Source organism: Anseongella ginsenosidimutans, assembly GCF_008033235.1.
GTDB classification, from domain to species: Bacteria; Bacteroidota; Bacteroidia; order Sphingobacteriales; family Sphingobacteriaceae; genus Anseongella; species Anseongella ginsenosidimutans.
In genome coordinates this window covers 2,340,186-2,366,942 of sequence record NZ_CP042432.1, presented here as the reverse complement: position 1 = coordinate 2,366,942, position 26,757 = coordinate 2,340,186, and the positions used below count along the sequence as shown (strand labels likewise).

The following is a 26,757-nucleotide window of genomic DNA, read 5'->3' as shown; positions in this document are numbered from 1 at the left end:
TGAAAAATCAGGATAATGCAAACGTTTTCACAAATTCCCCGGCAATGCTACTTGAAGGACAAGCCCGGCTTTTGACAGCCGGTACGGCACCTTACACTACAACATTCACTATCCTGCCTTTTACAATGATGATTTTTTTAGGAGGTTTTCCCTCCAGGTAACGCTGAACAGCTTCCGCGGAAAGTATTTCCTTCTCCATCCCGGCCTGGTCCATATCCAGGGCGAAATTCATTTTCGTCCGCACCTTCCCGTTTACCGATACGGGGTATTCAAAACTGTCTTCTTTAAGATAAGCTTCATTGAAGCGGGGATACGAGGCATAACTCAGGGACCCCGGGGCGTTTCCCAGCCGCTCCCACAGTTCTTCACAGATATGCGGTGCATAGGAAGCCAGGACAATCACCAGGTCCTGCAAAATTGCTCTTTTATGACAGGCCAGGGCGGTAAGCTCATTCACGCAGATCATGAAATTACTTACCGAAGTGTTAAACGAAAAACGTTCCACATCGTCCTCCACCTTCTTGATAAGTTTATGCAGGGCTTTCAGTTCTCCGGCAGTAGCTTTCTCTTCCGAGACGCGGAAATTCCAGCTGTCGTCAAAGAACAGTTTCCAGAATTTGCGAAGAAACTTGAATACGCCTTCTATGCCGTTGGTATTCCAGGGTTTGGATTGTTCCAGGGGGCCCAGGAACATTTCATACATCCGGAGCGTGTCCGCCCCGTATTGTTCTATAATAATATCCGGGTTTACGACATTGAAGCGCGATTTCGACATCTTCTCTACTTCGAAGCCGCAGATGTATTTTCCCTCTTCCAGGATGAATTCAGCATGGGCATAGTCCGGGTTAAAGGCTTTGAACTTTTCTGTATCCAGTATGTCGTTCTGCACGATATTCACATCCACATGAAGGGAAGTGGTATCGTACTGGTCTTTCAGCCCATAGGAAACAAAAGTATTGCTTCCTTTTACCCGGTATACGAAATTAGAACGGCCCTGGATCATTCCCTGGTTGATCAGCTTTTTAGCCGGTTCCTTCACGGGAATACGTCCGATGTCGTACAGGAATTTGGTCCAGAAACGGACGTACAGCAAGTGCCCGGTAGCATGTTCCGGGCCGCCGAGGTACAGATCCACCTGCCGCCAGTAGTCTACTGCTTCGTGGCCGGCGAATTCTTTCGCGTTCTCCGCATCCATGTAACGCAGGTAATACCAGCTGGAGCCCGCCCAGCCAGGCATCGTATTGGTTTCCAGGGGATAGCCCTCAGCCGTTTGCCAGTCTTTTGCCCTTGCCAGCGGCGGCTCGCCGGATTCGGTAGGCAGGTATTTATCCACCTCGGGCAGCACAAGCGGTAATTGATCCTCCCCGAGCGTGTGCGGGATCCCGTCTTTATAATACAGGGGGAACGGTTCACCCCAGTAACGCTGCCTGCTGAAGGCGGCGTCACGCAGGCGATACTGGATCTTTCCCTTGCCAATACCCTTTTTTTCGATTGCTTCAATCGCTTTCCCGATGGCCTCAGCCATGGTCATTCCGTTCAGAAAGCCGGAATTGATCATGATCGCGTCTTTTCCTTCATAGGCTTCTTCCGAAATGTCCCTGTCTTTCGCGATGGCCGGTATAGGGAGATTAAAATGCCTGGCAAACCGAAAATCGCGGTTATCTCCCGACGGTACGGCCATTACGGCGCCCGTTCCGTAACCTGCCAGCACATAATCGGCTATCCAAACCGGTATTTTTTCTCCGGTGAAAGGATGCAGCGCATAAGCGCCGGTAAAAGCGCCCGAAACGGTCTTTACATCGGCCATCCGGTCACGTTCAGAACGGTTCTTTGCGGTCTGTACATAAGCCCGCACTTCCCCGAGCTGTTCAGCGGAAGTGATCTGATCAACCAGCTCATGTTCGGGCGCCAGCACCAGGAACGTACAGCCAAAGATCGTATCGGGACGCGTAGTAAAAACTTCAATATTGGGGTTGGCCCTTTCCTGCATCTGCCCGGCGCCTGGCTCTGCCGCTGCTCCGTTCGCAACCGAGCCAGGCGCCAGTTCAAACCGCACCATGGCGCCTTCGCTGCGGCCAATCCAGTTCCGCTGCATTTCCTTGATAGGTTCCGGCCAGTCAATCTCTTCCAGGTCATTTAAAAGTCTTTCGGCATAGGCCGTGATCCGCATAAACCACTGGCGCATAAGTTTCCGTTCCACCGGGTATCCCCCACGGACCGAAAGGCCGTCCTGCACCTCGTCATTGGCCAGCACCGTACCCAGCCGGGGGCACCAGTTCACGTAAGCATCTGCCTGGTAAGCCAGGCGGTAATGCTGCAGCACCGCTTCCTTTTCCTTTTCGGAATAAGCTTTCCACTCCGGGGCGGTAAACACAGCCACTTCACCTGAGGCCGCTTCCACACGCGCATTTCCTTCCTGTTCAAACTCGTTGATGAGCGTGTCGATCGCTTCGGCCTTGCCGGTTTTCTTATTGTACCAGGAATGAAAGAAACGGATAAAGATCCACTGCGTCCATTTATAGAAATCCGGATCGCTGGTGCGAACCTCGCGGCTCCAGTCAAAGGAAAGCCCGATATTATCCAGCTGCCGCCGGAACGTACGAATATTATTATCAGTTGTAAGCGCAGGATGCTGCCCTGTCTGGATCGCATATTGTTCCGCCGGAAGGCCGAATGCGTCATATCCCATAGGATGCAGCACGTTGAAGCCTTTCAGCCTTTTAAACCGCGCCAGAATATCGGAAGCGATATAACCCAGCGGGTGCCCCACGTGCAGGCCCGCTCCTGAAGGATAGGGAAACATGTCCAGCACGTAATATTTGGGCTTATTTCCACCCGTTTCGGCTTTAAAGGTTTGGTTCTCCGCCCAAAATCCCTGCCACTTCTTTTCGATACTTCTGAAATTATAATCCATTCTTTTGAGATAAAGCTGCGAATTTAACAAATGCCCGTAAAATACTTCCGGCATTTTTTGCGTTTTAGAAATCAAAACCTAACTTCGCAACAGATTGCGTATGATGCAGGAACAAGTTGAAAGTCGGCCGGGAAGCAGAAAAAAGAAGGGGCTCTCCGTTTCTACCGTGATTAGTATATCACTGGTGCTGTTAATGGTAGGCGTACTGGGAATGATCATCCTGGCTGGAAAAAACCTTTCCAATTACGTGAAGGAGAATATTTACCTCTCCGTGATCTTCCAGAAAACCGCCGCGGAAAAGCAGGTGCTTCAGCTTCAGAAAGAAATTGCAGAACTTCCCGGCGTAAGAGCAACCGAATACATCAGCAAGGAAAAAGCAGCCGAAAGCCTCCAGAAGGAATTAGGCGAGGACTTTATGACTTTTTTGGGCTATAATCCCCTCCCCGCTTCCATGGACGTGCATGTTGAAGCAGAATACGCCGCCACCGACAGCATCGCCGGGCTGGAAAAACAGATCCGCGAAGAGAAGCTGGTCGAAGACGTTGTTTACCAGAAATCCCTCGTTGAAAGCGTGAATTCAAATATTCGTACTATTTCCCTGGTACTGCTGGGTGTTTGCGCCCTGCTGGCCATTATCGCTATCGCATTAATCAACAATACAATTCGCCTGGCCATTTATTCGCAGCGCTTTATTATTAAAAGCATGCAGCTGGTAGGAGCTACGAAAAACTTTATCAAACGGCCCTTCCTCTGGCTGGGTATATTGCACGGTTTGATCGGCGCGCTGGTGGCAATAGGCCTACTGGTAGCGCTGGTCTATTTCGCGGAACAACAGCTGCCTGAATTGAAAGCTGTCCTGAATTACCGTGAACTGGGAACGGTATTTATTATAATGTTTATTTGCGGCATTATCATTTCCCTGATCAGCACTTATTTCGCGGTCAGCAAGTACCTGAGGAAACGCATGCCCCAACTCTATCATTAATGAGCAAAAAAACTACACCTCCTGCAGAGAGCCAAACCACCGGCCTCCTGTTTAACAGGAAGAACTACCGGCTGATGCTGATAGGTTTGGCCGTAACCATTCTTGGTTTCGCCCTGATGTATGGCAAAACAGATATTTACGACTTCCGGAAAACAGTGCTGGCGCCGATTGTCGTGCTGGCCGGTTTCGCTGTTCAATTCTTTGCCATTCTTAAAAAGTAGCGGGAAAATATGACCATTTTCCAGGCCATTATCCTCGCGATCATCGAGGGTCTTACGGAATTTCTCCCTGTTTCGTCCACCGGCCACATGATCATCGGCTCTTCGCTGATGGGCATTGCCACGCTTGAGTTCACGAAAGTATTTACCGTTGCCATTCAATTCGGCACCATCCTTTCGGTGGTGGCCTTATACTGGAAGCGCTTTTTCCAGAGTTTTGAGTTTTACGGGAAGCTGCTCATAGGCGTTATACCCGCCGCCGTTATCGGCTTGTTGCTTTCCGACTGGATTGACCTGATGCTGGAAAATGTAGTGATAGTGGCCGTCATGCTGTTGCTGGGCGGTATTGTATTCCTGCTGCTGGATAAATGGTTTGAACGCTCGGAAAACAACCCCGATAAAACACTCACTTACGGGAACGCTTTCCGGATCGGCCTGTTTCAATGTATTGCCATGATACCGGGAGTGTCCCGCTCCGCTTCCACCATAATTGGCGGACTGGTTCAGAAATTAAATAAAAAACAGGCGGCAGAGTTCTCCTTCTTCCTGGCCGTTCCGACCATGTTCGCCGCCACCTGTAAAAAGCTGTACGACTTCCATGAACTGGGCTTCGAGTTTACCGGCGATTACCTGCTGCTGCTGCTCATAGGCAACGTAGTTGGATTCGTGGTAGCCATCCTGGCAATAAAATCCTTTATTTCTTATCTTACACGGCATGGCTTTAAATTATTCGGGTATTACCGGATTGCCGTAGGCCTCCTGATCCTTGGGCTTTACCTTGCAGGAGTTGACCTGCAGATCGTCTGATACAGTTCCGCCCGTTCAATCTTGATAAAATGAACCTCGGTAAAAAAGCAAGTGATTTCGATTTTGAAGAAGGGGAAATATTGTTATTCAACAAACCGCTGCACTGGACTTCATTTGATGTGGTAAACAAGGTTCGCCAGGTATTGAAGAAATACACTGGCCAGAAAAAGCTCAAAGTAGGCCATGCCGGAACGCTGGACCCGCTGGCTACCGGTTTGCTGCTTATCTGCAGCGGCAAAATGACCAAAAGCATCGACAAATTTCAGGGGCAGGAAAAAGAATACACCGGAACCATGTTACTGGGTGCGACCACCCCTTCCTTTGACCTTGAAACAGCAATTGACCGGCGTTTTGACATCAGCCATCTCAAAGAAGGCGAGCTGCATGCCGCCGCACAAACGCTCACCGGGGAGATTGAGCAGGTAGCGCCAGCCTTCTCCGCGCTGAAAATCGAAGGCGAAAGAGCTTATGAAAAGGCGCGACGAGGAGAAAAGCCTGTTATCCGGGCCCGTAAAGTACATATTCCTGTCTTTGAACTCACCGCCATCCGCCGGCCAGAAGTGGACTTTCGCGTCATTTGCAGCAAGGGGACTTATATTCGCTCCCTGATGCATGATTTCGGCCAGGCCCTGAACAACGGCGCCTGCCTGACTGTTTTAACACGTACCCGCATTGGTGATTTCAAGCTCTCCAGCGCCTGGGAGGTAAACGATTTTGTTCAAATGATCAAAGCCGAAGGAAATGAAAGTTTATCATAGTTTCGAACAATACCGGCCGGTTCCCAACCCAATCCTTACCGTAGGCACTTTTGACGGGGTCCACTACGGACATCAGAAAATTCTTGAAAGACTAAAGGATATCGCCCGGCAAAACCACGGAGAAACTGTGATCCTGACCTTTTTTCCTCATCCCCGGATGATCCTGCACCCGGAAGACACCTCCCTGAAACTTCTCAGCACCGTGGAAGAAAAGATCCGGCTCCTGGAAAAAGCCGGCATCGATCATTTGCTCCTCATCCCCTTTACCCGCGATTTCTCCAACCTGAGTTCTATTCAGTTCATCGAAGAAATTCTGGTAAAGACCATTGGGGTAAAGAAACTGGTAATCGGCTACGACCACCGTTTCGGAAAAAACCGGGAAGGCACGTTTGAAGAACTAAAGGCCAACGGCGCTAAATATGGCTTTGATGTGGAAGAGATCCCCGAACAGGACATTAACCACGTAGCCGTCAGTTCCACCAAAATCCGGACCGCCCTGGCTTCTGGCAAAGCAGCCATCGCTAACGAATACCTCGGCTATGCATATCCCATATGCGGCCAGGTGGTGAAAGGAGATCAGCTGGGAAGAAAGCTGGGCTACCCCACCGCGAACCTGTTCGTAGAAGAATCGTACAAACTAATTCCCAGGGACGGCATCTATGCCGTAAACGTGCTGCTCGGAGCCAGGAGGCTGCAAGGAATGCTTTACATCGGCCACCGCCCAACCATCAACGGCATGGCCCGCAACATCGAAGTCAATATTTTCGACTTCCGCGAGGAAATCTATTACCAGCGCCTGACCCTCGAACTCCTGAAATTTATCCGCGAAGACCAAAAATTCGACACACTGGAAGCCCTGACAGCCCAGATCGGCCGGGATAAAGAAGATTGCCTGCAGTTTTTTGCCAGCCGGTAGTTGTTCGTCAACCCGTCGTTTTCTTTGATGCAACCATTCCGGCTTCACATTCATCTATTAGAAAACCAACTGTCGGCACAATGGAGCGAATACTACTCATTCTTGTCTTTTTAATGTTCAGCGGGAAACTCTCTCTCGCACAAAGCCCGAAACCGGACCACATACAGGTCATTAGCGATTTTAAAGACGATCTTGCTATCGCCTTGGATACAGAAACGCATAAAGAAGGAATTATCAGCAAAATGGGAGATTTACTCGTGGAACCCATCTACAACGACATTACTCGTTTTCCGAATGGCTTTTTCAAAATTATTACTTTCAAAAAAAAACAACGCGTCGGCCTGGCAGACACCAGCGGCAAAATCATTGTAAAACCTAAAAAATTCTCTTCCATCTGGCTCGCAAAAAAGCCAGACGGCGCTGATAAATTCCAGTTTACAAAGGAATCCTCGGAGAAAGTATACTACCTGGCAGAAAACGGAAAGGTCGAAGTTGACTGGAGCTATTGAACGATAACACATGTCGGGCTGAAGTGAGTCAGCGCAACACCTTCACCTCATCCGGCGCATCCACTTCCGTAGCGATGCTGTGAATACTACCCACGAACTTCACGTAAAACACCATCATCTCTATATTTTTTAGTATCTTTACGCGCATTTATTCTATCAAGAAGCTTGGTGGAGACAAGCTTGTCGCACCTGTGTAAAGAAGTCTTTTCACCGAGAAATTCAGGACCTGGTTAGTCGCAAGAATGAAAAATTTTGAACATCTCCTGTCCACTATTGAAAACGTTCACCAAAACTTGCAGGGTGTTGCAGTTAATGCAGTCAATCAGGCATTAACTATGAGAAATTGGTTAATTGGGTATTACATTGTTGAATTTGAACAAAGCGGGGAAGACAGGGCAAAATACGGGACAGGCTTAATTGAAAACGTTGCGAATAAATTAAGCCATATCAAGGGAATCGATAAGCGATCCCTTTTTAGATTTAGAGAATTCTATCTCTTTTACCCTCAATTACGCGAAATACTGTCCGACCATATATCCGGCAATAAGATTCTTGAGACGCTGCGTACAAAAGATAGTCTCAGAATTGTGGGAACAGTGTCCCCACAATTAGAAAAAGAATTACAAGTTCCACCAGATAAGCTTATATCGAAACTTTCCTATTCTCATCTGGAATTATTACTAAACATTGATGACCCACTAAAACGCACATTTTATGAAGTCGAATGCATCAAAGGGACGTGGAGTGTTCGAGAACTGAAACGACAAATTAACAGCCTATATTTTGAACGAAGCGGTCTTTCCAGCCATCCTGAAAAACTGGCTAATATGATTCGACAAAAAATAGTCCCACAGGCTCCAAAAGACGTAATAAAAAATGTCTATGCGTTTGAGTTTTTGGATATCTCTACCCGTTCCGTGGTAGAAGAATCTGATTTAGAAACAGCTTTACTTGATCATTTACAACAGTTTATCATTGAGTTGGGCAACGGCTTTTGTTTGGAAGCGCGCCAAAAAAGAATTTTGATCGGAGAAAGCTACTACTTTATTGATTTGGTTTTCTATCATCGGATATTGAAGAGTCATATACTCCTGGAACTTAAAATAGGCGCATTTGAACACGGAGATATCGGGCAACTTAATACCTATTTGAATTATTATAAAGATGAAGTTTGCGAAGACAACGATAACCCTCCGGTTGGAATTCTCCTTGTTGCGGAAAAAGATCACGCTTTGGTTAAATATGCTACTGCGGGAATGGATGAAAACCTTTTCATTCAAAAATATATGGTGCGGCTGCCTGACATGGATCATTTAAAAAAGCACATTGAAGAAGAGCTAAGGAACTTAATAACAGACAATAAAACGTTTTAACTCGCTTTTTTAACCTTATTTCAACACCTTCACCTCATCCGGCGCATCCACTTCCGTAGCAATACTGCCGTCTGCTTTTTTCGTGTGCTTGATCTTTACTGCGCCGTAGGGAGTGGGAAAGGTTCCTTCTACCCATTCCAGGTCTGCCAGGTGCGGCTCAATGCGGATGACCTTGCTACCAGGTTCAACTACGCTGACTCCCAGCACGTGACGGGTGAGCCAGGAAGTGGGGCCGGATGCCCATCCGTGGCAAAGGCTGTGTCGAAGCTGCTTATAGCTGTAATTTCCATAAGCGGCATGGACATCCGTTTTTCCCTCGGGAACAATTTCATCGATGGGAGCGGCATTTTCCAGCCAGGATAAGTCGAAATCTTCCCAGAAGGTAGTGGCGCCCAGGTCAAGCATGCCGCCCCAGTATTCCCTGATATTATCCAGGGCGCCCTGGTAATCGCCGGCGACTGCTTTTGCGTGAAGCATATAATATCCATAGAAGGTGGAAAAATTCTCCGCACCGCCTACGGCGATCACTTGCTTGTTCGCTTTTTTACCATCCATCATTCCCGCCAGGGTAAGCATGGCAGCAGCCTGCTTCGAATCGCCGTGATCCGGTACGTGTTTCCGCAAACGGGCCACCGCGTCTTCACATTGCCCGGCGGTCGTATTCTCTCCCAACACCTGGCTCAGCTCAGCGCCCGCATCCAGGGCCATTACCATGAGCGCCTGCAAACCGGCGTGAATAGCCTTCTCATTTTCGCTGGAAGGCCAGTCCAGGAAGCGCATGCCGTCCAGCGCTTCCTTGTTGCCGTCAATTTTGGTCAGCAACAGGGACAGCAGTCCCTTGAGGTATTCTTCCTGTTCTTTCAGGTATTCCAGGTCACCGTGGTAATTGTACCAGTCGCGGTGAATGATAATCCACCAGAGGGAATAAGAGCTGATCCCGTTCATCCATTGCGGCAAAGGAGTGGCGTCCCGGATCAGGTCCAGGCTTTTCGGCACCACTTCATTATAGCCAAAAACGGCATTCACCGTCATTACCTCGGGATGCAGGTCTCCTACCCATACCAGGCGGTCGCGCTTGATACCGTCCCAGAGATATTGCTGCATGTTCAGATGCACGGTGTAAGCCCCCGTTTCCCATATCTGGTTCAGCCGCTCGTCATTGCTCTTAAATGAGCCCAGGTAGGGAACATCACGATAAATAAAAACCGCCCTTGCCTCTTTCAGCAGTAATTCCACATTCGGGTCCACCAGGTCTATCCTCACGAAGCGAAACCCGGAATTCCCTACCTGCAGGGAACCCAGCCAGGGAAGTTCCACGATAAAGTCCCGCATGGCATGGTCATTGGTAGCTCCGTTAATCGTGTCGATATCCGACATCGCCTCGCTCACCGACTCACCGAAACGGATACGTACTTTTACCGGGTCCTTGCTGGCCATCATGCCGGTAACCAGCTGCAGCCCTCCGTGAAGCTCTTTTCCAAAATCCAGGAGAATGCCCGGCTTTTCCGTATCCGTACTCCTGAGAATACAGAGATCATTATTAATGAGTTCCGCCTGCCCGTTTCCCGGTTTCAGCAATTTGGCGGCATTTTCAATGGTTTTTCCGCTTTCATCCGACTGCCATACGATACGCAGCGGGCTGATATATTTCCTGACCCTCGGATCATCCTGGGTCAGCTCTTCATACTTTTCTCCAAACACAGGAGGAAGCTGAGCAAGGACATCATAAGAAAGCAGGGAACCCCACACAAGAGCAATAATGATCATTCTTTTTATCATGGTCAATAAAGGTTAATCCGGTTGGAAATTAAAAACGCAATTTCAGCTAATAGAAAGAAAGCGGCATCCTGTGCTTTCCTGTAGACCCGAACTCCCAGGATAAAAACAGCACACTTTGATTGACAGTTCGCTCTCCCGGACAGTTCAGTCTGCGCGAGACCTTCCAGCCTGCGCGACAGTCCGGTCTGCGCGAGACAGTCCGGTCCGCGCGATAGTTCTGTCTTCGCGACCTTTCAGTCTGCGTGGTAATGATAGTTAAAGCGGCCCATGGGCGCTACGTCGCCGTTCAGGAGAAAATCGGTAATATTTCCCTCTTCCTGCATATTATCCGACCATTTGAATTCCAGGTCAACATGCCCGCGCTGGCCGAGTAAAGACCTGGGGATGGCGATCTCCAGCTGCCTGCCTTTGACCGCATAACTGATCTCGCCGGCCTTTTCCCAATTCCAGCCTTCTTTGCTCTTCTCCACTACGGCCTTTTTGCCCGGGCTTACCCGGTTCACTACATAGTCGTAGCCTTCCCAGCCGGTTTTCTTATCGCGGTCCGTATCGATGAACAGGCGCATCCAGCCGGGCTGGCCGGCAGGGCTCAGATCATCGGCGGTTTCTACATAAAAATAGATATTTCGTTTATCGCGGGCTACTTTCGTCAGAACAATATCGTTCCGGCCAGTAGTGTTCGTATAATGCTTCCCTTTCCATCCGGGGCTATCCCGGTGCAGCGTGTTGCCTGTATGGGCCTTGAACCCTGGCGTTACCTGCTGCCATTCGTCAAACTTACCGTCTACGGAAACCTTAAGGGAAGGAGAAACTTCCGGCTCCGGCGGCATTCCCTTAAAGCGGCGGATATTCGCAACCATCTGATAGTAGTAATTGTCTCCGTGACCGCCCTTCATCGGTTCTATATCCCGGCTATGTTCCTGGTTGTACTGATCGGGGAATGCATTATGCTGCTGCTGCCATTCCTCGTAACGGCCGGCGATCCATTCGTTCCAGCCAGTGATAAAAACAAGCTCAGGATCAATTTCCAGCGCCCGTTCCCATTGTTCCTGGAAATTCAGGCCATAATTTACGGCCTCCGGTTTATCAGAATGTCCGTTGGCGTTCGTATAGCTTCTTCCGAAAGATCCGGGTGCATTCATGGCGGTTAGGCCTCTTTCCGCCGACCAGTTTTGGGAAACCCCTACCGTTACCTGTTCAAAGCTGCCGTCCGGCTTTTTCACAAAGCCGTGCTGCGGGCTTATCTCCAGCCATCCCCAGTGATCCGGGCGTTGCGGACCTTTATTGTATACGGGTTGACCCGGGCGGAAAGTAAAGAAGTTACGCATCTCCCGGCGAAGCCCTGTTTCCTTCTCGTCTCCCGGAACATCCGTCAGCGTTTCCGGATAGGCCATGATCAGGGGCTTGCCCTTCCAGTAAAACCACAGATCTTTGTAACGTTCCGGCTGATAAAGATTCGTGTAAATATCCTTCATGGCCTGCAGACTGCCTTCGGAAGGGCCGAAAGCCAGCATAAACGCGATCTTCGGCGTTTTAATTCCGTTTTTACGAGCTTCCGTGAACACTTCGCAGAGCGCCTCATAGGATTCCGGCCAGGTAAGATCACCATTGGTACAATCAAACATGATCATGTCCACGCCAGCCGCAGCCAGCATTTCGGCATGCTTGTAAAGCACCCATCGATCGGTATCCAGGTAATAGCCAAACAGCGGCTCATCCCAGAAAAAGGAGCCTGCCTGTTTCGGCGAAGGCCAGATTGGATCATTATAATCGTTGATCGCCTCCGGCTTTTTAGCAAGTATTTCAGACACATTGTAAGGCGCATCGCTGTTTTCAGACAGCCGGGTATGCCAGGTCCAGTAAAACAAGCCAATAAACTTATCCTTGCGCGCCGGCCCAACCTCTTCCACATCCGGAAGTTCCCGCCCCAAAGCATCCGTAGCCGGCAACCCGTTCCCATAATTCGCCCCGTCCCGCTGCGCCCACAAATCACCAGAAAACACCGTCAACAACAAAAAAACCACCCCAACAGCAGCAAACATTCTCGCGCCCCGGCCAGCACTAACAATTCTTCCATCAACTATTTTCACATTACCTCCTTATTCTAATTTCTACATTCTGATTTCCACCCAACACAACCCTCTCCCCCAAAAACTAAAAACTAAAAACCCTTTAAACCTTAAACGTCGAATCTTAAGCTCCAAAAAACGATAAACTATAAACTCTTTGAACCTTGAAAAACTTTGAACTCTAAAAACTATAAACTCTTTAAACCTTAAACTATAACTATAAACTCTTTAAACCTTAAACTATAACTATAAACTCTTTAAACCTTGAACTTTAAACCTTGAACTAAAAACTATAAACTTTTTGAACCTTTAACTTTAAACCTTGAACTAAAAACTATAAACTCTTTGAACCTTGAACTTTAAACCTTAAACTAAAAACTAAAACTATAAACTTCATTCAACAGCCTTCCGATACCGAACCTCTTCCCAATCATCAATCCCAATAACGTCCTTCGCAAATTCAATGGCTTTTTCCTGCGCCGGCGTGCCAAGGTCACGGAACACATACCAAACCGGCTTTTTGCCTGCCGGATCCTCTTCATCATCCGGGAACCGCCGCAGCCCGATACGCAGCCCTCCTTCTCCCCTGTTATCCATCCAGTTATGAAACTGAAAAGCCTCAATGCCATCCAGTACTTCCATCTTTTTCCAGACGTAAGCCATACTTGCGGCCTGTTCGGCTAAACTCTTTGCGCTATAGTCCCTGGAATTAGGACCTTGCTCGGAAAGAAAAACTGTCCGTTTATGCTTTCCCAGGTACATGGTGAAAGGCTGCTTTACCCAGGCGTCAAGCACCTCAATGTTTTTGAACGTGATCAGCGGGGTATCAAAGGTGTAATCCACTTTTTCGTCTTCCCAGCTTTTAGGCTCGAAAAGCGATTCCGGGTAAGGATGATGAGCAATTCCCCAGTCAAAATCTCCTTCCAGCGAAGAATATTCCAGCAGTATTTCCAGCAGGTCTTTGGAAAGGTAGAAATGTTTATCCAGGGTCCAGTTCCAGTAATGAGTAAGCGTAATAAAAGCTTTTGAATGAGGGTTGTATTGCCGGGCTATATTCTGCACCAGGCGCATGGATTTATGATAGGTATCCATGAAAAGCAATGTATCAGCCTCTCCCATATTCGTCCATACCCAGCCGGCGTCCACTTCATTATGAACGATCCAGTGGTGGATCCGCCCAAATTGTTTATCCGGGCGGCTGTAACGCTTTGCCAGGAAGTCCATGGCCGCCGCGTAATATTCCACTCCTTCAGCCGAAGTCATATTCGCCATGCTGTAAATACCCGCAGGATCGCAGTCCGGATGCTCCATAATAGCCCCGATTGTCTTATCAGGGGTATTTACCGCTTTATCGATCAGGACAATGGACGAAACCAGTATGTCCCGTTTGGCCGTCTCCTGCAGGGTACGGTCATGGCGTTCCACCCAGTTTTTGTCGGCATAGTAAGTTTTTCCGCCGTATTCAAAGGAAATGGTATTGTCTGAGGGCTGAGAACGCAGCATTTTCGATATCCACATGTTCACCGTGACACTGGTAATGCCCAGGGAATCGAGGTCGCTGGTATATTTACCGGCATGAAAGCCGCCTATGCCCTTCTTACCCGCCAGGTGTTTTTCAGGCAGGTCGTATAGCGATTCGATATGATCCGCATATCGCGCATGAGATAATAGCCGGACGTCCTTGCCCTCCTTCTCAACAATGACCCATTTGGATAGCAGACGATCAGCCTGGTGATCGTCTGCAAGCCGGTAACGCGGAATTGCCATCCGGAACCCGGTTTTACCCGCCGTCATGCCAGTTTTTGCCACAGGTGCTGAGGCATTTCTCTTAACGCCGGAATGCTCCGCCGTGCTTTCCGGCGTTCCTGCGAAAACCTTCGATTTCCCGGCAGGAATGTCAAACTGAAATTCAGCGGGGATATCAAAAAGATATTCGAAGGAAGCCTCCCAGGCAATATCTTCATGTAACGGCACTTCGGCCAGAAAAAGCTTGCCTCCGGTCTTGAACAACGTGCCTTCTATAATTATCGAGTCCGTCTTTACCGAAACCCGGGTGAGTTCCAGCGGATAATCATTGTAAAGGTATTTCTTCAGCGCCACCTTTTGCACAGCTTGCCGGCGCTTATTTTTTTCGTAATTGGCCGCACGGGCTTGTTCCTCCGCATTCGGTTTCCTGAAATGGATATTCCGGATCTGCAGCTGGTAACCTGGCGTGCTTCCAAGATCCAGCCTTAGAAAATCGCCTTTCTTTCCCCAGTCATTCAATACACGGCTGAGGTCCAGTGAGTAACTCGTCCAGCCTTCCCGTACGCCGAGTTCGCCGCTAAGGCTGTTATTTTCAGAAATTGGTGGGCCAAAAAACACCTGAAACTTGTCCAGGTAACCGGCAGAGAAATATTCGAAAGTAAGTACGCTGCGGCCTTTTTCGAGCGGAGCTGAAAGAGGCGCGGTAAACAAATAGGGATCGCCTCCGGTTGCTTCCACCCGGCAGGCGCCCGCCCCTGCTTCCGAAAGTTCGATATCGTTGGCATTTTCAGCAGAAAGCTGCAAATAACCGTCCTGCGCAAGCGCCTGTCCGGGGAATAAAAATAACGCTTCAAAAAGCAAAGTAATGGCTGCCACGCAGCGGAAAAGGCTATTATTCATTAACCATGAAATTAAAACGGCCCCCGGGAGCGGCGTCACCGTTTATGTACCAGTCCAGCGGATCCTTGTCATCCTGCATATTGTCCGACCACTTGAATTCGAAATTCAATTCGCCGGCAAAAGCGGGGATCAGTTTTCTGGGCACGGTGATCATGAGCTGGTCACCCTCCGCCAGGTAAGTTGTTTTTGCGGTTTCTTTCCAGGTTCCACCGGAGTATTGCTCCAGGCTATTTCCGCCGTTTATCCTGAAGTCATAGCCATTCCAGCCGGTTGCGGGATCATTATCTGCATCCAGGTACAACCGCATCCAGTTGCTGCCTTCCGACGGGCTCAGCGGATCAACCGTTTGGGCATAGAAATACACATTTTCTTCATCCCTGGCCACTTTAAGCAAGTCAAAATCGTTGCGGCCGGTCTTATTTGTATACACAGTCGGAGGCTCTGACTGGGCGCCAGGATGATTGCGTTCCCGGGTATCCCCCGTATAATCGCGGTAAAGCACCTTCACTTTCTTCCAGTCATCCATCCGGCGGATTGCCAGCGGCTTACCCAGAGGCGGGTTGGCAGCGACTCCTTTATATTTCCGGATATTACTCACCAGCTGCATGTAGTAGTGGTCCTGGATCCCCGCGGTGCGGGTAGGCTCAATGTCCCTGCTATACTCGGGGCTGGCCTGGTCGCAGAACCAGGAATGTTCGGGGTTATCGTCATGACTGGCGAACTTTCCGGCTACCCATTCATTCCAGCCGGTCACATAAATAAAGGGCACATCCTGCTTCAGGGCAAAGTCCCATTGTTCCTGGAAATTATACCCGTGGATGATATCCGCCACGGGGTTGCCGGGAGAGCCGTCGCGGTAACTCCTGCCCCAGTTATCGGTATTCCCGTAAAAAGCCGCGCCTCCCATCCCCGCTGTGGGATTGGGATGCTGAGCCACGGAAACGTTGATGATCTCCGCTTCCCCCTTATGGTTATAATGTACCTTTTGAGGCCTTGTAAAGGATATCCATGGCCAGCCGTTCACTTTTTGCGGCTCGTTCGGCCATTGCGACTCCCGGATGGTAAAGAATTTCCTATAGTCCGTTCCTTCGGCTTCCTTTGAATGGCCGATGACAAGCGGCTTCCCTTCCAGGTAGAACCAGCATTCGGGATGCCGGTAGGGCGCGCCTTCCTTATAAAAATTATCATACACTTCCTGCATGGTCTCGCCCGAAGCCGTATTGGTATAGAACACGATCTTCGGCGGTTTCCTGCCCTGGGCACGTAATGCGTCCATCGCTTTCATCAGCGCATCAGCTTGTTTTGGATAGGTAAGCCGGTTGGTCGCGTCGATCACTACCATATCCACCCCGGCATCGCTGAGCAGCTGCATGCTTCTCAAATGCACCCAGTAATCATCCGCCCGGTAGTAGCCGTAGATTGGTTCTGCCCAGTAATACATGCCACCCCCGCCCCAGTGGGGGTTGTCGAAATCATTCAGCACCTCGGGGTGGCTGTTAATGATCTTATGAAGGTCCCATCTATGCGGAGAAGTACCGTCGCCATGCCACAGAAAATAAAACATGGCCACATGCTTCCCTTCTTTAGGGCCGCCCACCTCTTCATATCCCGGCAAGACCCGGCCTAGTCCGTCCACCCCGGAGAGTGGCTGAGCGCTCAGCGCGCCGGCCGCCAGGAGTAATGCGGTTGAAAAAAATGTAGCTATACCTGCTCGTATCATTAATCAGTAAATTTAATAAGCCTCCTTCGGCCTGAAGCCTCGTCAATCTGCCCGCATCGGAGACAATGAATTAATCCAGCCAGAAATTAATCCAGCCAGCCCGGGTTCTGCCAGTTCTCACCTGTGAGCCCGACAATTTTGTTTACTTCCGCCTGGTCAATAGGGTACATCAGGAATTTATCCGCTGAACTGCCGCGGTTATCAAATTTAAAGCGCTCGTAATCCAATGCGCCGCCATTTTGCGTAATACGCATGCCGGTCACGAATTGACCTGTTTCGCTAAGAATCTTCCACCGGCGAACGTCAAAGAACCGGTGTTCCTCAAAAGCCAGCTCCACCCGCCGCTCGTTCCGGTATTTTATTTCAAAATCTTCTTTTGACATGCCGGCCGGGAAAGGCGGCATACCCGCCCGTGCCCGTACCGCACTTACGGCCTCTCTTGCGCTCATAGAGAAATCACCTGCCGTAACCGGTACGTCAGGCCCTGCCGACTGGTAAGCCGATTCAGCAAAATTGAGGTACAATTCCGCCAGGCGAAATAACCGGATGGCGCCGTCGGCCTGGTTATTTACACCAGAACGGAAATTATTGAACTTCCTCAGGTAATAGCCGGTACGGGTATGCTGAAAATCCTGGGCCGAAATGCCTTCCGCACCGCCCACAAAAGTTTCCACTTTTTTCCCGTCGGGCTGGTCCAGGAACCTTACCGCCCCGTTATAATAAACAGACGCATAGAAGCGCGGATCGCGGCCCATGTAGGGATTTTCCGGATCGTATCCGGAAGCCGGGTTAATTATGGGCTCCAGCCGGTTCCCATCTGTATAACCCGTAATGGGAGCTTCCCCGTTTGCCATTTCATAGCTATCCACCAGGTCCTGCGTAGGATTGGGGCCGGCGCTGACCATGCCTTCATTGCTGGGTAGGCCCGCATCTCTCCATACCGCCATCTGGGTGCCCGCCTGGTAGATCGTTTCCTTATCCGAGGCGCGCTGATCATTGGAGGAGGTAAAAAAGTAAAGCGCATAAGCGTTTTGGGCAATGTCCGGCGAAGGCGTTTCGTCAAACAGCTGGTAATCATTGGCAAGGCATTGCGACAGCGCTTCCGCATTGATACGGGTTGCGTCTTCCCAGGTAAAGGTGCCGTCCGACCACAGCGGGCTGGCCGCATAGGTAACCGCCTGTGACTTTATTGCATAAGCCACCGCCCGTGTCATAATACCGTATTGATTATCATAAATTTCCCAATGAAAACCTTCGCGGGTATTCGGGACCGCAAGCGCGGCGTCACAATCGGCCAGGATAAACTGCACTACTTCGGAAAAGGAAGCCCGGCGATCCTGCGAGAAATCGTGATCGGTTCCCAGCGGCTTGTCAAAAATGGGCACTCCGCCGTAGCGTTTGATCAGCTGAAGGTAATACAGCGCCCTCAGGGTGCGCGCTTGGGCTACCCAGCCCGCTTTTTCTTCCTCCGAAGCGCGGACAGTAGCGGTCTGGATGTTTTCAAGGAATACATTGCATTTGCGGATACCCTCGAAAAGCTGTCCCCAGGGGCTGCCATCCGCTGAGTTGGCCGGGTAGTTAACGGCAGTGACATTTCCGTTGTACCAGTTGCTGAACTTGGAACCTGGATTAATATCATCGACATCCTGGGCTTCGTCCGTAAAGGAAGCCCGGTCCATATAAGGAGCGGGAAGGTGTCCGTAACAGGAGTTAAGGTAGCCCCTGGTCCTGTTATAATCGCTGAAAACCTGGTCCATGGTAATGCGTCCGTCTGTTGGCAGGTCCAGCTGCTCGTTACAGGAAAAAAGCATCGCCAATGTAACGAGGGACATCAAAAGTATTTTAAATCGCTTCATATCGTTAGAATATTACGTTAACACCCAGACTATATACCCTGTACACCGGGAAAGAGGTGTATCCGGCGCCCTCCGGCCCGAAATCATCCGACTTCATATTATCCCAGGTAAGCAGGTTCTGCCCGCTCAGGACAAACCTGATCTTTTCCGCCGATATCGCTTTTGCGGTTTGCATCGGTAATGTATAGCCCAGTTCAAGATTCTTCAGGCGAAGGTAGGAACGATCGTAATTCACAAAATCGCTCATTTCATGATTCACCGTCTTCTCCAGGGAAAGCGCCGGCCAGCTGATCGCTTCTCCGTTTGCATAGCGTTCGGCGGTCCAGGCGTTCCGATGCAGAGCGCCGAAAACGCCATCGAAAGCCGTTTCCCAGATGCCGGTTCCGCCCAGCATGGTCTCATACTGGCCAAGCCCCTGGAACAGGAAGTTCAAATCAAAAGCGCGGTAAGTAAGCCCCCCGGAAAACCCGTAGACAATGCGGGGAACAGCGCCGTGACCAACAGGCGCCTTATCCCGCTCGTCAATGCTGCCGTCCTGGTTCAGGTCCTGGTAAATCAGGTCTCCCACACGTGGATCACCGAAGTCATACGTAAGGCCGCTGTTTGCCAGTTCTTCCGCTGAATTAAAGAAGCCGTTCCCGTTGCTGTAATCCACCAGGTAACCAAACTGCTGCCCGAAAGAATATCCTTCCTCCCATTTCCGGTAAGCGTAATCTTCGGTACGCAGCGCTTCGCCCCGACTGATGACGGTATTTTTTGCATAGGTAAACGCACCTCCAAGCTGAATGCTCAGGTCGCGGTTCAGCCGCTTCACAAAGTCAGCCGTGATTTCATAGCCTTTGTTCTCAAATACGCCGGCATTCAAGGCAGGGTAATTCAGTAAGGGTACTCCCTGGTATTGGGGAATGGAGCCGGCGGCGTCCACCACCATGTTCTCCATTCGCTCCTTAAAGACATCCACGGAAAGAGATACGGCATTGAACAAGCCTATATCCAGCCCCAGGTTCTGCTTGGTGGATACTTCAGCGGCAATGTTCGGGTTTCCAATCTGGTTCTCATTGACAAGGTACTGCAAGTAGCCGATAGGCCCGCCGCCCTGCACCGTAACATTATCCAGGTAAGCGTAACGTCCCAATCCGCTTTGATCATTCGCCGTTTTTCCCCAGGCAGCGCGCAGTTTCAGCTGGCTTAGCCAGGCAGCCTCCTGCATAAATTCCTCGTTAGAAATCACCCAGGCGGCCGAAACAGCAGGAGTAGTCGTATAGCGGGTATTCCTGGCATACTGTTCCGAACCGGAATAACCAATATCGCCTTTCAGGAAATACCGGTTATCGTACCCGTACCTGATCTCGGCTCCGGAACTTACCCGGTTATAAGGAAGCAGCTCCGGGCTGTTCGTATTACTCTTTGTAAGATTCTGGTAAAACATGTAGGCCATTCCGCCTATATTGTGTTTGCCAAAATCCCGCTGGTAATCCAGCGTAGCCCGGTAAGTAAGACGGTAATAAAAGAGATGACCTTTGGTGTAAGCAAGGGGCGTATTGAGTTCATCGCCCTTTTTTATAAATGCAAGTTCTTCCGATTCGTCATTCCTCAACCAGCGCTCGTAATTCTGGATCGTTCTTAAACTTCCTACGGAATTGGTCTGATAAGCAAAGATCCCTGTCAGGTTCAGGCCTTTGGTAAGAAAGTCCATATTCAGGTCCAGTCCGAACTGGGAAGTGGTATTGGTGACCGTATGATTAATATAACCGGTCCGGTTCAGCATCCCGTAGGTGGGCGCCCCGACAAGCTGGGTCGTAACCACCTGGCCCTCCGGAGTAAGCGGGCCGTACATGGTAGGAGGCAGCTGGAAAATACTGCCGTAAATATCTGCATTTCCTACGCCGGCTGTGTGTTCTCTTTTTACATTCCCGCTTAACCTGACGAAAGCCCGCAGGTAGTCATTAAGGTTCATATCGACATTGGAGCGGTAATTGAACCAAAGGTTGTTGGGAGCCGGGTCATAACTGGTCTGCTCCGTATTGAACTGCCCTCCCTGGTGCATAAAATTGACGTTCGAAAAGAACTGAACCTTGTCATTGCCGCCGTTCAGGTTCACTCCCAGGCGCTGCATGGAAGCAAAGTCCTTTATGTACCGGTTATACCAGTTATTGTTAGGAAACAGATCGGGTTGATCACCGTTACGATAATGCGCAATATCTTCGGCCGAAAACAGAAGGGCTTCGCCATCATTCAATGCTGCCTGGTTCCGCATTTCCGCATATTCCGCCGAGTTATAGAAAGTGGGTTGCGTGGTTACTTCCTGCATGGACTGGTCAAGCCGGCCATTGATCTGCAGCTTTCCTTTCCGTCCGCGCTTGGTCGTGATCACAATCACCCCGTTTGCTCCCTGAATGCCGTACAGCGCCTGTGAAGCAGCATCCTTCAGGATGGAAATCGATTCAATTTCATTCGCTGAAATATATTCCAGTGTTTCATTACTTTGATAAGAGCAGACAATTCCATCGATCACCACCAGCGGTTCAGTAGCCCTGGCCGCCGAAATTCCTCTTACAAAAAGGTCGGTATTGGCCCGGGAAAGCTCCGAAAAGGTTTCCTGGGTAAACAAACCTGGCAGCCGGCCGGCAAAAGCCTGGCTGAGGTTAGCTACCGGGGATCGTTCCAGTTCTTCTCCGGTCACTGTAGCTACAGCGCCCGAAAGCGCTTCCCTTCGCTGGGAACTATATCCCAGGTGTACGATCTCATCTTTCCTGTGAGCATCCCTTTGCATTTCAACCTGGAAATCCGTTTCCTGCGCCAGCGGCACCTGTTGACTCAGGTAGCCGTCGCCGGAAAAGACCAGGTAACTGCTCCCGTCATTAATGGCAATGCTGAACAAGCCTTCCAGGTCAGTAGAAGATCCGTTCTTCCCGTTCTCGGAATGAACAAGAATTCCCCCCAGCGGGTTTCCCCATTCGTCGCTGACCCTACCCCGCAGGGTATCGGTCATGCCCTGGGCAAGCAGGCTCCCCGCGGGACACAGAAGCGCCACCATAAGGCACAGCCTGAATTTTATTACTATATGCGGTATCATATGATTCATCGTTATTTCCTTCAAATCTGTTTATTACCATCCCGGGTTTTGCCAGTTCTCTCCCGTAATACTTAAAATACGGTTGGCTTCATTCAGGGGGATGGGTACTTTCAGGAATTTATTGGTATAGCAGCGGCGTTCCACTTCCCTCACCGTTTTGCGGTCGTATGTATAGGTGCCATCACTATTCCGGGTAATCAACGCCGCCGTGATCCACTTGTCGGTTTCAGAAAGATCTCCCTCAGGCGAAGACCACCTGCGTACATCAAAGTAGCGGTTCTCCTCAAAAGCCAGTTCCACCCGGCGCTCATGGCGCACCCGCAGGATCAGTTCTTCCTGTGTCAGCGAAAGAGGAATAGCGGGCATTCCCACACGGGCCCGGATCTCGTTCACAGCAGCAGCCGCTTCATCCAGGTGGCCCGCTTCGGCAGCGGCTTCCGCAAAATTGAGGATCACTTCTCCCAGGCGGAATAGCTTCCAGTTGGCTCCGCCGACAGGGTTATCGCTTCCTGAATTGGGATGCAGGAATTTCCGCTGGAAATAGCCCGTTCGGGTGGCTTTCCGCGTGGTTTCATGCAAGCCCGTCTGCGGCTCACCCACATAGGTCGCAATTACCCGCGTCCGGTTGCCGATGGGCGCCGGGTAATTCTCGTAGGATTCTTCGGATTCGGCAAAATTCCAGAAAGCTTTTCTTTTGGAACCGTTATAATAAATGGAAGCATAAAAACGCGGATCCCGGTTGGCATAAGGATCATTCGGGTCATAAAGCGCATTAGCCGTATTATAATTCGGCTGCAGGTGCTTTTCGTCCAGGTAGGGATCCGCCAGGTTAAGTACGGTCATCCCGTTGATGGTCTCGTAGGCATCCACTATTTCCTGGGAAGGGCAGGTACCGGATTTATACCCGTCCTGGGCCCCGATGCCGTCTATATTCCAGATATTCCCCTGTCCGTCCCGGCTTTGATAAATGGTTTCCCTGTCAACCGGGTTGGCGGAATAGGCCATGTTCTGGTTAAAGTATTCGTTATACAAAGCCGCTTTTTCATTCTTATCGGGGCCTATAAAAGCCACGTCGGAAAGATAGGTCTGGGGAAAATTCACCTGGTTATATAACGCATAACCATTCGCCCTCAGGTTGGCTAGAGAGGTTTTATTCACCTCGTAGGCTTCCTGCCAATAGTCTTGTCCTTCATTATATAATGGGCTGGCGGCAAAGAGGATCATTTTTGACTTGATAGCTTCGGCCATAGCCCTGTTTACGCGGCCCGCCTCAGCGTCTGTCGTAATTCTCCAGGGAAGCTCTTCGGTAGCAAGGGCCGCATCGCAATCTTCCATAATGAATTTTACTACCTCGTAATAACTGCCTCTCGTTACACCAGAAAAGTCCCCGTTTAAATCAAAGGGCTCCCGCATAATGGGGAGTCCGCAGCCGTACCATTTAAGCAATTCCGAATAATAATAGGCCCTGAGCAGGTGCGCTTCCGCTTTCCAGCGATTCTTGTCTTCGGCACTATTAACCGTTGCATCATCAATCCGGTTGATAAAGATGGTACAATTGCGAATAGCGCTCCAGTATCGGGCCCAGTAGTCGCCGTTCCCGGCGTCCGCGCTGATATTGACGATCGGATGATTCCCGGCAGAAGCATCGCCGTTGTACATGCGTCCCGCCATAATCCAGGATTCAGCTTCGGCGTCGGTATCCCAGGCTTCGTCGCTCCACACGACCGGCCCGCGGCTCCAGAAAAAATAGCGTGTTCCCTTGGCCGGCATATTCGTATAACAGCTGTTTAGAAATGCTGCCACCTTATCGTTATCGGCGAATATTTCGTCCATGCTGAGTTTGCCGTCGGGCGCCATATCCAGCGCCTTATTACAGGAAGCCAGGCAGGCTGCCATCAACAGCAGTGAAAGTATTTTCAGTTTCATAATTTCCTGTTCTATTGGTTAAAAGGAAGCATTTATTCCGAAGGTCATCATCTTGGTCACCGGGTAACCGATTGGATCGTTATTCTCGGGATCCAGATGGCCCATCCGCAGCTTGTCCCAGGTAAAGAGGTTCTGGCCTCCGGCATAGATCCTCATGGACCGGACACCCACCTTTTTCAGCAGATCGGCCGAAACCGTATAGGCTAGCTCGATATTTCGCAACCGCAGGTAAGACCGGTTCATTATGAAGAAATCATTGGCCGTATGATTGGTGGTACTGTGGGTACTCAGGGCGGGATAGGTAATCTCTTCGCCGTTCTGGTAGCGTTCCGGTGTCCAGGCACTCTTGTGGTAATCAAAATAGGTTCCCTGGATAATGTATTCATACACACCCTGGGCGCCATAATTACTGGAATATTTACCCACTCCCTGGAAAAAAGCGCTGAAATCAAAGGCTTTATAGCCTAGCGAAAGGGCAAAACCGTAGGTTTCCCTTGGAATATTGGAATAACCAATGGGCGCAATATCCATATCATTCACAACCCCGTCCCCGGTAAGGTCCTGGTAGATAAAGTCCCCGACCCGCGGCGTTCCAAACCCGTATTCCGTGTTGGCCAGGTAGGCATCCAGTTCTTCCTGCGAATTGAAATACCCGTTTCCGTTGCTGTAATCAATCTTATATCCCCAGGCCTGACCCAGCGAATAGCCGGTATTCCGGTAACGGTAGGCATAAGCATCATTCCGTATAGGTTCATCCATGAACTTAACCGTGTTATGGTTGTAACCATAATTGCCGTTCACCTGGAGGCTCAGGTCCTTATTAAGCATTTTATTATAACTCAACTCTATTTCGAAACCTGAATTATCCACGATTCCCCAGTTCACCTTCGGGATATTCCCAAGCGGCACGCCCTGGAATTCAGGAACAGTATTGCGACTGATCAGGATCTTGCTTCGGTTTTCAACGAAATAATCAACAGCGATCGTAAGATCCTGGAAGAGTGACATATCAATACCATAGTTTTGCTTTTCGGCCACTTCCCAGGTGATCGCCGGGTTACCCAACAGGCCCTGATTCACACCCTGGCCCCTGCTCAGGCTGCCCAGCGGGCCTCCGCCCATGGTAATATTATCCTGGTAAAGGAAGCGGGCATTCCCCATCTTGTCATTCCCCACCTTTCCGTAAGAAGCCCTTAATTTGAGGCTGGTAATAATGGGATTGCCGGCCATAAACTCTTCATTGCTGATCACCCAACCCGCCGAAACTGCAGGAAAGAAGCCAAAACGCTTATCCGGTGCAAACTGCTCGGATCCGTTGTAACCGATATTGACTTCCGCCAGGTAACGGTTATCGTAACCGTAAGTGGCCCTGGCAGCGATGCCGACCACATTAAATGGTATTTCTCCGGCAGTTGTTTCCCAATTATCCCGCTGGAAAAGAATCATTCCACCTACATCATGCTTTTCATTAAAGGTGCGGGCATAATTGGCAGACGCCTGCAGGTTAATATTATACCGGGAATCGGCGCCCTTTACCAATGTAAGCAGCCTTTCGTCAGAACGTTTAGTAGCATAACTCAGTTCATCTGTCTCATAGTTTACCTGTGCCAGGTAAAGCCGCTCGGATTTTTCTCCCTGCATGGCGGTAGTTGCTTTGGAATCATAGGAAATCATCCCCTTTACACTCAGGCCGGGAGTAATCGCTCCACTAAGGTCCCATTCCAAACCCAGCGTGGAATTCAGGTTGGAACGGAGTTCATTCCGGTACCCCATACGGTTCATGATCTCAAAGGCTGAACGGTCCATATATCCGGGATCCACGATCTGACCCGGCTCCACCCCAAAGCCTTCAATGGTGGTCGGGCCTGGTGTGATGGGAAGAATAGTTTGCGCCTGGTAGAGCAGGTCGCGCATCATCCAGTTGGTATCCCCGCCTCCATACAGCCAGGCAGCCGGCATATTCACCTGTTCGATATAGCTTCCTAAGTTCAAAAATGATTTCAGCCTTGGCGTAATATTATAGTCCAGGTTTGCGCGAAAATTATAGCGGTTCATCCAGGAAGAAGGATCGTACCCTAGTTCGGATTCCGGTTCCGTGTTCAGGTTTCCGCCCTGGTGAAGAAAGGCGGCATTGACGAAGAAGGATACTTTGTCCGTTCCGCCGCTGGCGTTTACGTTGATCCGGGTCTGGGGAGTATAACGGTCAATGTATTCCCGGTAATAGTCGTGATCAGGATACATATAGCGCCGGATCCTGGCCTTTTCTTCATAATCGGGGTCATTGGGATCCAGCCCCAGGAGCGGGTTGGCGTACTTGGCCATGACCTCTTCGCTGAAAGGCGGCGTGGTAATACCGTCATTGAGGGCCGCTTCATTTCTAAGCGCCATATATTCCAGGGAATGCAGGCGTTCTGGTTCCCGGGTGAAGGATGCATAGCTTTGGTCCAGGCTGATATTCAATTCGGTTTTCCCTTTCTCCCCTCTTTTGGTAGTGATCAGGATTACCCCATTGGCCCCGCGAACCCCGAAAACGGCAGTAGCGGAAGCATCCTTCAGAACTGTAACCGAGGCGACCTCGCTGGCATCGATGGTCCGGATATTATCACGGGGAACTCCGTCAATAAGAATAAGCGGGTTTTGCCCGTTGGTGGTAGCCGCACCGCGAAGGTACATGGTAGCATCATCCCGTCCCGGCTGTCCTCCTCCCGACTGGATGGAAGTCAGGCCCGGCAAACGTCCGGCCAATGCGCTGGCCAGCGTGGCCGAAGAGCTTTGCCGGAGTTCTTCGGTCTGAACCGAACTAACAGCGCCTGTTACCGAAATCTTCTTTTGCTGTCCGTATCCTACTACAACCACCTGATCCAACGATTCGCTGGAAGAAGTCAATTGCACATTCACGGTCGACTGCCCTTCGCTCAGGGTTACCTGCTTCTCTGCGTAGCCGATGTAACTGAACACCAGCACTACTTCTTCCTGTTCTGTTTGTAATTCGAAGTTACCGTCTATATCTGTAGATACCCCCTCCAGCGTTCCCCGGACGTTTACCGAAACGCCGGGCAGCGTCGCTCCGCTGAGGCTGTCGGTTACCGTACCGCTTATCACTTTTTGTGCATAAGCTGTACCGGAACACACGAACAGGCAACATACCACTGCAAATAAACAGCGAAAGTTAAGATCCCTCATATGTGATTTTATTTAGTTTAGG

The 26,757-nt window shown here is 50.2% G+C and carries 16 protein-coding genes; 7 read left to right on the top strand and 9 right to left on the bottom strand.

What is annotated here, in order from left to right; all coding sequences use genetic code 11:
* Positions 1-91: 91 nt before the first annotated feature.
* Positions 92-2,914, bottom strand: a complete 2,823-nt coding sequence (leuS, locus tag FRZ59_RS09790) for a leucine--tRNA ligase (protein ID WP_132129617.1) — start codon at positions 2,912-2,914, stop codon at positions 92-94.
* 100 nt (positions 2,915-3,014) lie between these two features.
* On the opposite strand from leuS, the gene FRZ59_RS09785 reads away from it, so the two are divergent.
* The 7 genes from FRZ59_RS09785 to FRZ59_RS09755 all read left to right on the top strand — a co-directional run bounded on the left by FRZ59_RS09785 (position 3,015) and on the right by FRZ59_RS09755 (position 8,480).
* A complete protein-coding gene (locus FRZ59_RS09785; protein ID WP_317127732.1) occupies positions 3,015-3,899 on the top strand; it encodes a cell division protein FtsX in 885 nt (294 codons plus the stop codon).
* On the top strand, positions 3,899-4,120 hold the full coding sequence (locus FRZ59_RS09780) for a DUF3098 domain-containing protein (protein ID WP_132129529.1): 222 nt from the start codon (positions 3,899-3,901) through the stop codon (positions 4,118-4,120). The genes FRZ59_RS09785 and FRZ59_RS09780 overlap by 1 nt, the downstream gene beginning before the upstream one ends.
* Positions 4,121-4,129: 9 nt before the next feature.
* Complete coding sequence (locus FRZ59_RS09775) at positions 4,130-4,924, top strand: undecaprenyl-diphosphate phosphatase (RefSeq protein ID WP_132129528.1); 795 nt, start codon at positions 4,130-4,132, stop codon at positions 4,922-4,924.
* A 29-nt stretch (positions 4,925-4,953) separates the two neighbouring features.
* Entirely contained in the window at positions 4,954-5,682 is a 729-nt protein-coding gene (gene truB, locus FRZ59_RS09770; protein WP_132129527.1) for a tRNA pseudouridine(55) synthase TruB, read from the top strand.
* Complete coding sequence (locus FRZ59_RS09765) at positions 5,666-6,598, top strand: bifunctional riboflavin kinase/FAD synthetase (protein WP_132129526.1); 933 nt, start codon at positions 5,666-5,668, stop codon at positions 6,596-6,598. The genes truB and FRZ59_RS09765 overlap by 17 nt, the downstream gene beginning before the upstream one ends.
* Positions 6,571-7,107, top strand: coding sequence for a WG repeat-containing protein (locus FRZ59_RS09760; protein WP_132129525.1), 537 nt, complete (start codon positions 6,571-6,573; stop codon positions 7,105-7,107). Before FRZ59_RS09765 ends, FRZ59_RS09760 begins: the two co-directional genes overlap by 28 nt.
* A 242-nt stretch (positions 7,108-7,349) precedes the next feature.
* Positions 7,350-8,480 (top strand): PDDEXK nuclease domain-containing protein, encoded by a 1,131-nt coding sequence (locus FRZ59_RS09755; protein ID WP_132129524.1) that lies wholly within the window; start codon positions 7,350-7,352, stop codon positions 8,478-8,480.
* Between the two features lie 15 nt (positions 8,481-8,495).
* On the opposite strand, the gene FRZ59_RS09750 is transcribed toward FRZ59_RS09755, so the two are convergent.
* The 8 genes from FRZ59_RS09750 to FRZ59_RS09715 all read right to left on the bottom strand — a co-directional run bounded on the left by FRZ59_RS09750 (position 8,496) and on the right by FRZ59_RS09715 (position 26,735).
* Positions 8,496-10,259: an alpha-L-rhamnosidase-related protein gene (locus FRZ59_RS09750; RefSeq protein ID WP_132129523.1), complete on the bottom strand. Its 1,764-nt coding sequence runs from the start codon at positions 10,257-10,259 to the stop codon at positions 8,496-8,498.
* A 233-nt stretch (positions 10,260-10,492) separates the two neighbouring features.
* On the bottom strand, positions 10,493-12,262 hold the full coding sequence (locus FRZ59_RS09745) for a hypothetical protein (RefSeq protein WP_207910301.1): 1,770 nt from the start codon (positions 12,260-12,262) through the stop codon (positions 10,493-10,495).
* A 459-nt stretch (positions 12,263-12,721) separates the two neighbouring features.
* Positions 12,722-14,974 (bottom strand): DUF5722 domain-containing protein, encoded by a 2,253-nt coding sequence (locus FRZ59_RS09740; protein ID WP_132129522.1) that lies wholly within the window; start codon positions 14,972-14,974, stop codon positions 12,722-12,724.
* Entirely contained in the window at positions 14,967-16,694 is a 1,728-nt protein-coding gene (locus tag FRZ59_RS09735) for a hypothetical protein (RefSeq protein WP_132129521.1), read from the bottom strand. The genes FRZ59_RS09740 and FRZ59_RS09735 overlap by 8 nt, the downstream gene beginning before the upstream one ends.
* Before the next feature lie 86 nt (positions 16,695-16,780).
* The gene (locus tag FRZ59_RS09730) at positions 16,781-18,550 is read right to left on the bottom strand and encodes a RagB/SusD family nutrient uptake outer membrane protein (RefSeq protein ID WP_132129520.1); all 1,770 of its coding nucleotides are present in this window, start codon (positions 18,548-18,550) and stop codon (positions 16,781-16,783) included.
* 4 nt (positions 18,551-18,554) lie between these two features.
* Positions 18,555-21,626, bottom strand: a complete 3,072-nt coding sequence (locus FRZ59_RS09725) for a SusC/RagA family TonB-linked outer membrane protein (RefSeq protein WP_158640594.1) — start codon at positions 21,624-21,626, stop codon at positions 18,555-18,557.
* A gap of 33 nt (positions 21,627-21,659) precedes the next feature.
* Positions 21,660-23,552 (bottom strand): RagB/SusD family nutrient uptake outer membrane protein, encoded by a 1,893-nt coding sequence (locus tag FRZ59_RS09720; RefSeq protein WP_132129518.1) that lies wholly within the window; start codon positions 23,550-23,552, stop codon positions 21,660-21,662.
* Between the two features lie 18 nt (positions 23,553-23,570).
* Positions 23,571-26,735 (bottom strand): SusC/RagA family TonB-linked outer membrane protein, encoded by a 3,165-nt coding sequence (locus tag FRZ59_RS09715; RefSeq protein ID WP_132129517.1) that lies wholly within the window; start codon positions 26,733-26,735, stop codon positions 23,571-23,573.
* Positions 26,736-26,757 lie beyond the last annotated feature (22 nt).